This is a genomic window from Nonomuraea lactucae, from assembly GCF_003313395.1.
GTDB lineage: Bacteria > Actinomycetota > Actinomycetes > Streptosporangiales > Streptosporangiaceae > Nonomuraea > Nonomuraea lactucae.
This window is the reverse complement of the sequence record NZ_QNFZ01001069.1, coordinates 55,775-66,674: the sequence shown is the minus strand read 5'-3', so window position 1 is coordinate 66,674 and position 10,900 is coordinate 55,775. Positions and strand designations below refer to the sequence as shown.

The window sequence follows — 10,900 nt, the reverse complement described above, 5'->3', positions numbered from 1 at the left end:
GGGCTGGGCGGCAGGCTCGGCCGTCGCCGCCCCCTCCGCGCGCTCGCGGCCGCCCTGGCAGGGCTGGCCGTCTTCCTGGGCTACCTGGCCCTACGGCCCACCCCAGGCCCTCCAGTCCTCGTAGCCACCCACGACCTCAGCCCCGGAGTCCTCCACGCCGGCGACCTGCGCGCGGTCTCCCTCAACCACCCTCCCGACGGAGCGATCCGCTCGGGCGCGGTGGGCCGCGTCCTGGCGAGCCCGATGCGCCGCGGCGAGCCCCTCACCGACGCGCGCCTCCTCGACTCGCAGAAGTTGCCCGCGGGCACCGTCGCCACCCCGATACGCATCGCGGACGCCGACGTGGCCGCCCTGATCTCACCCGGCTCGACGATCGGCGTACTCGTCGCCTGGGAGGGCCAACCGGCCCAACTGATCGCAGACCACGTCACGGTGATCACCGTCCCGCGCACCACCGACCACGACCACGGCGCCCTGATCGTGCTGGCCGCCACCCCGGCCCAGGCAGGCCGACTGGCCGCGGCCCAGGCAAGCGGCCACCTCTCGATCACCATCAACCCCGCCTGACCTGGGGACTCTACAACAGAGAGTCGATCTTCGGGTCGTACTCCCAGTGCCAAGGCTCGAACGGACTGCTATACGCCCAATCCGGATGAAACCACCCAAACCTCTTTGAGTTCTTCTCCATCCAGACGAACTCCACCGACCGGAACCTCTCCACCCCGCCGCAGAGGTCCACCGCCAGCCCGAGCCCGTGGTTGCTCCGCCCCGGCACGGCCGCGAACCCCGGCCGCCGATAGTAGATCGACTGCTGCGCCGCCAGGCTCCGATAGGCATCGGTCACGCACATCTGCCTGCCGAAGCGCCGCCGGAAGGCCTCGTTCAGGCTCACGAACGCGATGGCGGCATCCGCCCTCAGACTGAACCCCTGCTGCTGCAACGGGCAGAGCATGACTTTCGGGATCAGACCGTTCGGATAATCGTTCGCCGTCGCGGCGCGCAGCGGATTGCAGCTCAGCGCCGCCCGCCCCACCTTGTCCACCTTGATCCCCAGCTTCACCAGGGCCGCGGTCAGCGACCTGACGACCTTCTCGGACCGCTGCCTGAGCATGTCCACCTCGGCCGACATCTGCGCCTCGGCCAGCAGGTTGCCCGCCCGGATCTCCTGCGCCTCGGCCGCCAGCCGCTGCGACTCCCTGGCCAGCGCAGCGATCTGCTCCACGGCCTGCTGCTTGACATCGACCATGTGGCTCACGTTGGCCATCGCCCGCAACGTGCCGGCGTCCGAATCACCCGACACGAACGGCGCGATGCCGTTGCCCACGATCGGCTGCTGGTAGATCAGCTCAACCATCTGCGACACCGGCCGCCGGCTCTCGGCCAGCTGCCGCTCGGACTCGTGCAGCGCCTGAAGCTTCCCCTTCAACGCCTTCTCGGCGGCGGCGATGTCAGCCCGCCGCTTCTCCAGCGCCTTGGTCGCCTCCTCAAGCTCCTTGGCGGCCTTCTCGGCCTCCCTGCGCAGCTCGGTCAGATTCGCCGGATCCTTACCCCGAACCTTCGCGCCCTCGGCGACCCACACCCTCTGACCTGCATCAGCACTCGCCCGCCCGGGTGCCGCGACCAGAGAAGTCACCGCCATGACGACCGCGATCAGGCCCGCTGATCGAGGGGATGGCACGTCCGACTCCTCCGTTTGCACACTCGTTACCTGGGTCCGGCACGCACGTTACTACAGCCCCCGGAGTGCCCGGACCGAACTCCAGCGAGCCGTTATGACACAAACGAGCCGTTTGTACGATTAACCACATCCAGCCCCACCCACCGCACCACACCACCTGGTACGCGACCCACCCCTCCACCGGTTCGCCCACCCACCAAACCCCTCACCACCCACCCTGAATCGACCACAGCCGGCCCGGCCCCAGGCGCCTGAACAAGCTCCCTTGTCCCTCACCACAGCCCCCCAGAGCCGACAACCCAAAGCCAGCACGCGATGGTGGCCCACGTAGGACCCCTAGGCCCGCCACCGGAGACAGACCCGGATGGCGCACGAGGGAGCGCCATCATCACCAAGCAGAGCCCACCCGTCGCCGCGAGTCCCCCACCCCAGCACCAGCACCGGCACCGGCACCCGACAAGGCGTCACCGCCGTCAGTCGCCCCCTCACCCACCCGGTGGCGTTCCTGCTGCTGGCACACTTCCCACAACCACGTGTCCACCCACTCCCCCGCACATTCCTCCCGAGCACTCCCCGCCACTCGACTCCGCCGCTCCACAAGCCCCCCAGGCCCAGAAGCTCGCTCACCCCCGGAAGCCGTCCCCCTCTCCCGCCTCCTCTCATCCCCCCACGCCGACACGGCAGCCGACGGACTCCCAGTCACAGCCGGAGACCCAGACGGAGGCACGGAAGCACTCGCAGCCGGCCCTGAAGCCGCGGGCGCAGCACGAGGAAGCGAAGGCGAGGGCACAAACGCCCCATACACCACATGAGCCCGCGCAGGCGCCGGCACCAGAACCGGCCCAAACCCCACCGATCCCTCAGCCCGAGTTGCAATCCCCCGTTTCAAGGCCGCCCGCTCATACCCAGTGATCTCCCCCGCCAGCAACCCCCCAGCAAAGATCACAGGCGCCATCAACGCCGCACACAACACCACGGGCCGCCGATGCGCTTCCCGCCGCCGCCTCCTGCTCACCGCACCGACGTTAGCCACGCCCACCACCCGAAACCCAGCCCGCAGACATCCCTTTACCGCAGCTCAGAGCACCCATGACCCACCCCACCAAACTCACCCCGCCCCGACGTCCCACGCAGTGCCGCACTTTCGCTAGGCTTACGGGAGTCCGCCTCCGTAGCTCAGGGGATAGAGCACCGCTCTCCTAAAGCGGGTGCCGCAGGTTCGAATCCTGCCGGGGGCACTCATCTCCACCAGGCATTTCGCCCTCTGACCTGCGGTTTCTTGGCCGCAGGTCTTTTGCTTCCCAGGTCCGCTATAGGCCGCCGACGGCACCCGTATGCAGCGGTAGGACCATGACCAGGGGACATATGGGGGATGATCTTGTGGGCGTTTTCGCACGTCGAGGCCCTTGTAGGTCACGAACCATTCGTCGGTCTGAGAGGGACGGCTTGGCAACGAGTCTTGCAGAGCAGTCCCACCTTCACGCTGATCCCTGTGACGTGTTCGCTCCCCATCCTCCTAGCTGACACGGCAGCCATCCGAGTTGACGAACGTTGGCACGCGTACATGCTCCTGCTGAGGCCCATGACGAACACGAGCAGTCGATCTAATCTGAACTCAACGTCACAGTGGGCCGCGAACCAGCCGCCGACTGGTTTGGCCTGTGTCGGGTTGTCTCGGTGTCGAGCGGAGGGCTGATCAAGTGGCGGGTAGTCGTAGCGAGTGGGAACGGCACCAGGCAGCCCTTCGCCGCGAAGCCGAACGGCAGGCTCGCGAGGCTGCGAGACTCGCCAAGGAGCGGGAACGCGAGCGCCAGCGACAACACCTGGAACGGCAACAGGCCAAGGCAGAACAGAAGACGGCCGAGGTCGCGAAGCGCATGGAGGGACTGGACAACGTCCTGCTCGCGGCACTTCAAGTGCGTCCCCTGTCCTTCGATCAAATGCGGGTTGCCAGCTCCGTACGGCCGTTCGAGCCAGAGCGCCGCCTGACTACGCCTGAGCCTGCCCCTAGTTGGGCGGCGTACCAGCCATCGCAGCCATCCAGTCTCGGCAAGATTCTCGGAGGTCAGACGCGCTACGAGCGCGCTCTGGCCGAAGCACGCGGACGCTACGACAGCGCGATGGCCCACTACCAGCAGCGCGAGGAGCAGCGGTTGCGCGGGCTGAACGCCGCTCGCAGTGCCTACGACCGCCAGATGGCCGCGGAGCAGAAGAAGGTCGCTGAAGCCAACGCTCGGCTCAACCAGATACGCGCTGACTTCGATGCCGGCCGGCCGGAAGCTCTGGAGTGGTTTACGACGAAGGCGTTAGAGCGATCGACCTATCCGAAGGGCTTCCCCAAGCTTTTCCAGGTGGCGTATCGGCCCGAGAACCGTGACCTCGTCGTCGAATTTGAGCTGCCGCCGCAGAGTGTCGTGCCCAATGTTCGTGCGTACAAGTACGTGAAGAGCCGAGATGACATCGACCCGGTCCCTCGGCCGCAGACGGAGGTCAGGCAGAGGTACACCAAGCTGCTTGCCTGCGTGGCGCTCCGTACGCTTCACGAGATCTTCACCTCAACGCCAAGCGATCTCGTTGAGGCGATCGTGTTCAATGGCCGCCTCAACACCACCGATCAGGCGACAGGTAAGAAAGTGCGTCCCCACTTGCTGAGCGTCGAGGCCGAGCGGGCGCAGTTCGAAGATCTTGTCCTGGCCGACGTCAACCCGGTGGCATGCCTGAAGCGCCTCAACGCTCTCGTCTCGCCGAACCCGTACGACCTCGAAGCCATCGAGCCGTTCATCACATTCGACCTCAAGCGTTTCCGGTTTTCGGAGGACATGGATGTCGTGTCGGGGCTCGACTCACGCCGTAACCTACTCAAGCTCTCACCGACCGAGTTCGAGCACTTGGTGAGAGAACTGTTCGTAGCTATGGGCGCCGAAGCATGGACGACCATCCCATCGAAGGACGGCGGCGTGGACGCCGTGGCTACGAGCGACAACCTCTTTTCGGCGGCGTCTGCCTCATCCAGGCGAAGCGATGGTCAGGACTGGTGGGACTGGAAGCCGTTCACGCACTCACCGGCGTGATGGCCGATCATAACGCGACCACGGGCGTCCTGGTCACCACCTCGTGGTTCGGCCGAGCCAGCGAGCAGTTCGCGCAGCGCAACAGGATCACTCTCATCAACGGCGCCGAGCTCAAGCACCTCATCAAAAAGCACCTGAACATCGACGTCATCCCAGGTACCACGCCCCCACGGCAGGCCAAACCGTCCAGCAATAGACAATCCGGGCGGCCCGGCCCTGTTGTCTAACGTCGCCCCCCTCTGTATCGCAGCTCGCTATGGGTGAGATGAATCGGATGTACGAGCGGAGTCGTCTCAGATAAGGTCCGATCGTGCGCCTGGGTGCATCTTCGACAGCAGTTGCCGCGTTACTTGTCTGTTTCGCGGTCCTCACGGGCTGCTCGGGCAAGTCGGAGCGCCCGACGCTGGCGGAGGCAACGCGACAGCTCGTGAGCGATGGGGACGCGCTGGTGTCCATGATGGAGACGGACCTGACCGGGCTGACGAAAGAGCGCGCCGATAAGGACCGGACAACTTCATGCACTCCGGGCGAGGTGCAGCGGTATTTCGTGGCCAAGGGTAACTTTGCGGATCCAGCCAAGCAGGATCCGCTCAGCCGCATCGGACTGCTGAAAGGCAAGCTCGAAACCATGGGCTATCGGGAGGCCGTGGACGAACTCGACCTCTTGGAGGACGAGTTGGGCGTTACGGTGGCCCTCCACGAGGAAGCTAAATTGACCTTCGTGCTCCTCGGGCGCCTGTCAGAGACTCCCAACCTTGTGATCATCGGCAAGACGGAGTGCTACCCACGCACAGGCTGAACGCGCTCACGTGGGATCAGGCACCTGCGCGGCCTCCTCGCGGAGCTGTCTAGCTCGGCGGCGGAGATTCTCAGCGGTGGTCAGGCACGAGTTTTCTAAGTCGCTCATCTCACGTCTCAGCCGGACAGCATGCGTGAGATACTGCTCTGAGGCGGGTCCCTTCCAGAAGGGCTCGCTGTCGCTTGGCTTCTCCGGGATGCCATTGAACGCGTCGGCCAAGGTCTTGGCGTACCTGGTGAAAGTAGAGGCCAGCGCCTCCTTTTCGGCCGCCTCACGGAGCAGTTGGTGTCTGATGGGCATGCTCAACCACCCCGTATCTTCAGCGCCTGGACCAGGGCGCTTATAAGGCGGCCCTTGATCGTGTCTCGCATCAAGGCTCTGTCCGCTGCGGCGAGCGGCATCTGCCCGTGAGCCTTAAGCGACTCGGCCAGAAAGCCCACCTGCTGTTCCACCAGTTTATTGGCGATCGCTTCGGCGTTGTCGGGGGTCTTTTGGTCGAGGTAATCCGTGATCATGTCCTTCATGACGCCCTTGGCGTCATCGAGTCCCTTGTCCTTGCCGGTGGACACGAGCGCGCTGTCGATGGGCAGGTACTTGTTGTTGAAGAAGTCGACGGGCATGAGGATGTAGCCGGCTATTCGGTCGGCGTACTCGTCGTCGCTCCACTCGGCGTATGTCGAGCCGGCCAGCAGTAGGTTCGCCAACGCCCCCGTCCGCGCAGCGAGGTTAGCGTGCGCCTCTCGCCCGTAAAGATCTGGGTCGAGGGGATGGAACCGGCCCATGTCCAGTTCGTTGGTGTAATCGTGGCCCGCCTTCATCAAGGTATCGGCCGCGGCGGAGTCCTGCATCAGCGCGCCGAGGAACCGGGCGCTCACGGTGGGGTCGAGCTTGTCCCATGGCGCTCTGGGCTCCAGATAGGGCACCTCCGGCGAGTTGCGCTCAGCCTGGCCCCGGGCGAGCTTGTCGAGGATGGGCGCGATGTCCTTGGCCAGCATCCGGCTGACGGGCGAGTTGGAGAACGTCCCGATGTCGCCGCCGACCCAGAGACTGTGCTCAGACCCAATGCCGTTGATGACGGCGATCCAGGCCCGCTCCCGCATGTCGTCCGCCCCGGCGCCTGGCTTCAACGCCCCGTGTAGCGCCTTCGCCAACGCCTCCTCGTAGGCGGGGACACCGGTCGTTGTGACGGTGTAGGCGTTCAGTAGAACGCCGGCCTCCTTCTGATGCTCGGCCAGAAGCCGCTGGAACGCCTCCGGATTCGCCTCGTACGCCTTGACCAGGTTGTACAGACTCCAGTTGGGGTCCGTGGGATACGCATCCGAGTTCGGCGGGCGGTTCAGCAGGTTGGTCGCCACCCGGTTGAGGAAGGTGCCGGACTGCGGGGCCAGCGCGACCAGGGTCGTCAGGATGTCCGATGGTGCAGTCTCCACCATCTTCTGCCACTCGCCCCCGAGCCGCCCAGAGCTTTCCGCACTGGCGAACGCCCTGGCCAGCAGACCTGGCGAAGAGTCGCCGGCTCGCTTGAGTGCGTCCGGGGTCAGACCTCTGCGCACCCCGGCGGCCTCGGTGTTCATCCAGTCGCGGAACAGTTTCTGGAACGTCGTCGGGCCGAGGGCGGCCAGCAGCGCCGCCGCGTAGGTCGGGTCGTCGGCCCTGCCCTTGAGCGCCCCCAGGGCCTTCTCCACCCCGTTCCAGCTTGGTCCGGAAAGGTACTGGTCGTGGTACTTGAGCGCTGCGGCGATGGCATCAGCGTCCTTCCTGGCCGCGCGCGCCGCCTCTGCCCCGTTGCTGAAGGGGAAGATCGTGGTCAGCATGCCCTTCAGCTGCGTCGGCACCAACCGCTTGATGGTGTCGACGCGCCATTTGAGGTCCTGCTGGGACTCGTGAAAGAACGCCCAGGTGCGGTTCATCGCCGTGACGCCCCCACGGCCAACCCAGTCCTCGCCAGCCTCGGCAATCGCCGCTTCGAGCCCTGGGCGTGCCCTGCCCAGGACGTCCTTCCCGGCCTCCATCTGGCGGATAAGCTTCTCTGCGCCGAGGGGATCGATCCCGACGAACTCCCCCATTGCCCCCTCCCGGAGGGTTGGCTACAGGGCGCGAGTCAAGCACATCGGACGTCTCGGGTAAACACGTAATACATTTTCATAAAGAAGCGGAATCGCTTGTGTATGACGATTAGTCGCAGTAAGTCTTGATGTAAGCCAACTTGGCCTCAGTGTCCGGCTTCTTGTCGAGGCCAGACCGACCGGAAGCCGTCCGGCAACGCGCCGTACGACCCGGCGAAGACCATAAAGCGGCAGAACTCCGGGCCCCAGCCATGGCCGGGGCCTGGAGCGGGCATATCTACACGTCGAGAGCGCTGTTGATCTTTCCGTTGATTTGCTCCTGCTGACCGTCCATGCACTTGGCGTAGACCCGAAGCAGAACGTCAACGCCATGCCCAGCGCGCTTGGCAACCTCAGGGGCTGGCACGCCGGCGTTGAGCCAGAGTGACACCGCCGCGTGGCGGAGGTCGTACGGCCGAGCGGCGAGCGACGAGGCCACCTGCGCGGGGGTCAGAGCCAGCTTCCGGGCTTCGTGCCAGATATAGGAGTACGCGGAACTGGAGTAGACACCTCCCGTGCCCGTACAGAAGACCCTGCCGTCCTTGGCTGTGCCGTACTCGGCGATGTGCTCGCGGAGCATCGCGACCAGAACCGGCGGGATCGGGATCTCTCGCGTTTCCTTGTCCGCCCGGTGCTTCAGGCTCCGGGACTCGTGGGTCTCGCCGGAGTTCGTCCATCGCTTCGTACTCTGGGGCCGCGCCCGCTCCAGGACGATCAGACCCCATCCCGATTCAGGCAGGGTGCAATTGTTCGCTCGGAGATCCGCAGCCTCCTCCGGCCGAAGCGCGGCGTAGTAGATGCAGCCGAACAGCGCCTTGAGCCGGGATCCCCGCTTGCGACCCACCATCGACACGGCGTCGAGGAGCTGCCTCGCCTGCGTTGGGTTGACCACGGTACGGGGATCCACGACCGTGACGGCCTTGGGCGCAGTCCATTTGATCTCGTTGAGCGGGTTGGAGGCGAACACCTTCTGCTCTACCGCGTGCTCCAGCAGGTGATGGAGCACGGCCCGCTTACGCCGTACCGTGTTCGCCCCCGCTGGGCCGCCAGCGAAGGTAGCCGAGATGGCGTCGAGCGCGCCACGGAGAACCGCCGCATCGCCCAACGCCGTCAGGGGAAGCGAAGCCTTCTCTAGCCACCTCAAGGTCGCAGCCTGGGCCGCGGTCAGCTCCGCCCGTCGATCCGCGGGAAGGAGCACATGAACCTTGAGGACCTCCCGCAGTTCCTCAAGCTTGGGCGGAGCCGGCACGTCAGCCGTCAAGGCGGGAACCAGCGACAGGAGCGCGTACGCGTCCGTCTCTCGCGTCCGAGGTGCCGAGGTGCGCCAGCGGCGAAGGATGTAGGACTGGGCAAACTCCAGGAATGTGGGGCCGGAGGACTTGGACGTGAGCATTGACACCGGCAGGCCGGTGGTGATGTCGAACTCCTCCCCCACCTTGGCCGCCTGGCGTAGGTCGGACAGGAAGGCGTTGGCCAGGCCCTTGGTTCGGAAACTCTTGGACTTCGCCTTGCCCGCGACCTTCCAGCGGGCGATGTAAGTGGGGGTATCCCGGTCCGAACGATGCTGAACTCCGCCGAGCTTCACGTCATAGGTGGTGTTCACACCGCCTCCCGTCGCGACTCGAGCCAGGCCAGCAGGTCACTACGCCAGACACGGAGTTCGTCGTTGGGAAGCCGGATGCACTCGGGTGCCCGGCCGAGTTCGCGCCACCGGTAGAAGGTGCGGCGGGAAACTCCGCCCAGCTCATCGAGGACCTGAGGAACGGTCAGCAGCTCGTCACGCCTGCTCATCCAGGTCCACCCCCCAGCCAGCGAGGCGAGTACCAGTGATGGCGGCGAGCACCTGGTCTCCGAGGGACAGGCCCTTTCCGGCGTACTCCCAGTGGGCGATGACGAGGATGGTGTCCTCTTCGAAGAGCGGCAGACGGCCGGTGGTGATGTCCTCGCCGCGCATGTGTTCTTCGCGGGCGGCGCGGAGGGCGCCCAGGGTGGTGGAGTAGCGGCGGCTCTTGGTGGAGAAGTGGCCGCGGAAGCCGAGCATGTGAGCCCACTTGGTGAGGCGGAGGTCGACCAGGTCGTCGAGGGCGCCCAGGCGGAGGCATTCGGCGATGAGGCGGCGGGCGTGCTCACGGAGCGGGTACAGGGCAAGTTCGTCGAGGGTGTGGATGCGTCGGTCGAGCGTGCCGACGCACTCGGCTGCCTTTGTTGCGTATTTGGCAATGTAGGCGGCGACGGCCTGTTCGGTGAGTTCGCCGTTCATGGTGATGGGCCGGACGTCGAGCTGGGTGCCCCAGCGGAAGACGCGGGCCAGCGGCTCGACCTCGACGGTTATCGCCCCGGCCGCGTGCTGGACGGCCTGTTCCAGGGCGTCGGCGGTGGCCCAGGCCGGCGGCGGGGAGGCCGGACCGGTGGGGCCGTCGAGGCGGATGACGGCGTGGAAGTGGACGACTCCACGCCGCTGGTATTCGGCGACCTTGGCGAAGGAGATTGTGAGCTGTTCGCGCAGTTCCTGCAGGTTGAGGCCGGAGATTCGGGCAAAGCGCCGGCGGAGGGCTTCGGTGAAGCGCCGCCACAACTCGGGGGCAACGGAGTTGAACAGCACCGAGCCCTCGTAGTCGTAGCACTCGGCGCAGAGCGGTTCGCCGAGGCGCGGGTCGTCTGCTGCGTGGCGTGCCGTGCAGGTCATGACATGTCCGTGCAGGCAGGTCTCGGCGTCGCGGCGGGCGTGGCAGGGCAGGACCTTGCCGTTCTTCTCACGCCGGACATGCACGGCCCCGAAGGAGGGAGCCGTCAGAGTGACGAACAGGCATGGGTGCGTGCTGACGGTCTCCGGGACGCCCTTGCCACCGACCAGGCCTGCGCGGACAAGTTGGTAGGTGTCGGCGCGGTAGGTCTCGGCGCAGGCGGGGCAGCGGGAGGCGCGGCGGGTCTTGCACGACACCCGCAGCACGCCGTCCGGCTCTTTGCGGGTGCTGTAGCGGTGCAGGAGTTGGCCGGTGGCGCGGTCGTAGTGCTCGACCTTGCCGCGCAGGTGGATGGGCTGGCGGCAGCCACCGGTGCGCTTGATCTGCGCGGCCCAGCGGTCGTAGTTCGAGTCGTGGAGCCGGGTGATCATCCCGGCTATGGCGTGTGGGTGGGGCAAGATGGGTTCCGTCCTATCCGGATGTTCTGGGGTGGGATGGCCCCTCACCTGGCGCGGAACTTGGCGGTTGTGTGGCCAGGTGAGGGGGTCCGGCGAGCTATGCGC

Annotated in this window: 10 protein-coding genes and 1 tRNA gene; 5 read left to right on the top strand and 6 right to left on the bottom strand. The window is 66.0% G+C overall.

Annotated features, from left to right (window positions below):
* Nucleotides 1–567 (top strand): SAF domain-containing protein (locus DQW85_RS43905; RefSeq protein WP_338043461.1); only part of this gene is annotated, 567 nt, incomplete at its 5' end.
* A gap of 10 nt (nt 568–577) precedes the next feature.
* Here DQW85_RS43905 and DQW85_RS43900 read toward each other — a convergent pair.
* Nucleotides 578–1,579, bottom strand: a complete 1,002-nt coding sequence (locus tag DQW85_RS43900; protein WP_240197809.1) for a D-alanyl-D-alanine carboxypeptidase family protein — start codon at nt 1,577–1,579, stop codon at nt 578–580.
* A 1,264-nt stretch (nt 1,580–2,843) separates the two neighbouring features.
* On the opposite strand from DQW85_RS43900, the gene DQW85_RS43895 reads away from it, so the two are divergent.
* The 4 genes from DQW85_RS43895 (at nt 2,844) to DQW85_RS43880 (ending at nt 5,548) form a co-directional block, all read left to right on the top strand.
* Nucleotides 2,844–2,916 (top strand) — tRNA-Arg (locus DQW85_RS43895).
* A 462-nt stretch (nt 2,917–3,378) separates the two neighbouring features.
* The gene (locus DQW85_RS47995) at nt 3,379–4,749 is read left to right on the top strand and encodes a restriction endonuclease (protein ID WP_205315839.1); all 1,371 of its coding nucleotides are present in this window, start codon (nt 3,379–3,381) and stop codon (nt 4,747–4,749) included.
* Nucleotides 4,713–4,976, top strand: coding sequence for a restriction endonuclease (locus tag DQW85_RS46305; RefSeq protein ID WP_205315840.1), 264 nt, complete (start codon nt 4,713–4,715; stop codon nt 4,974–4,976). The genes DQW85_RS47995 and DQW85_RS46305 overlap by 37 nt, the downstream gene beginning before the upstream one ends.
* Before the next feature lie 83 nt (nt 4,977–5,059).
* Nucleotides 5,060–5,548, top strand: a complete 489-nt coding sequence (locus DQW85_RS43880) for a hypothetical protein (protein ID WP_162795899.1) — start codon at nt 5,060–5,062, stop codon at nt 5,546–5,548.
* Nucleotides 5,549–5,554: 6 nt separating this feature from the next.
* Here DQW85_RS43880 and DQW85_RS43875 read toward each other — a convergent pair whose 3' ends face one another.
* The 5 genes from DQW85_RS43875 to DQW85_RS43855 form a co-directional block, all read right to left on the bottom strand.
* Complete coding sequence (locus tag DQW85_RS43875; RefSeq protein ID WP_113705651.1) at nt 5,555–5,848, bottom strand: hypothetical protein; 294 nt, start codon at nt 5,846–5,848, stop codon at nt 5,555–5,557.
* Between the two features lie 2 nt (nt 5,849–5,850).
* Entirely contained in the window at nt 5,851–7,614 is a 1,764-nt protein-coding gene (locus DQW85_RS43870) for a hypothetical protein (protein WP_113705650.1), read from the bottom strand.
* A gap of 277 nt (nt 7,615–7,891) precedes the next feature.
* Complete coding sequence (locus tag DQW85_RS43865; RefSeq protein WP_113705649.1) at nt 7,892–9,256, bottom strand: tyrosine-type recombinase/integrase; 1,365 nt, start codon at nt 9,254–9,256, stop codon at nt 7,892–7,894.
* Nucleotides 9,253–9,444: a helix-turn-helix transcriptional regulator gene (locus DQW85_RS43860; RefSeq protein WP_113705648.1), complete on the bottom strand. Its 192-nt coding sequence runs from the start codon at nt 9,442–9,444 to the stop codon at nt 9,253–9,255. The genes DQW85_RS43865 and DQW85_RS43860 overlap by 4 nt, the downstream gene beginning before the upstream one ends.
* A complete protein-coding gene (locus DQW85_RS43855; RefSeq protein WP_113705647.1) occupies nt 9,431–10,768 on the bottom strand; it encodes a replication initiator in 1,338 nt (445 codons plus the stop codon). Before DQW85_RS43855 ends, DQW85_RS43860 begins: the two co-directional genes overlap by 14 nt.
* Between the last annotated feature and the right edge of the window lie 132 nt (nt 10,769–10,900).

Coding starts and splice junctions, on each gene's coding strand:
- DQW85_RS43875 (WP_113705651.1), bottom strand. CDS start 5,848: ATGCCCATCAGACACCAACTGCTCCGTGAGGCGGCCGAAAAGGAGGCG.
- DQW85_RS43870 (WP_113705650.1), bottom strand. CDS start 7,614: ATGGGGGAGTTCGTCGGGATCGATCCCCTCGGCGCAGAGAAGCTTATC.
- DQW85_RS43860 (WP_113705648.1), bottom strand. CDS start 9,444: ATGAGCAGGCGTGACGAGCTGCTGACCGTTCCTCAGGTCCTCGATGAG.
- DQW85_RS43855 (WP_113705647.1), bottom strand. CDS start 10,768: ATGATCACCCGGCTCCACGACTCGAACTACGACCGCTGGGCCGCGCAG.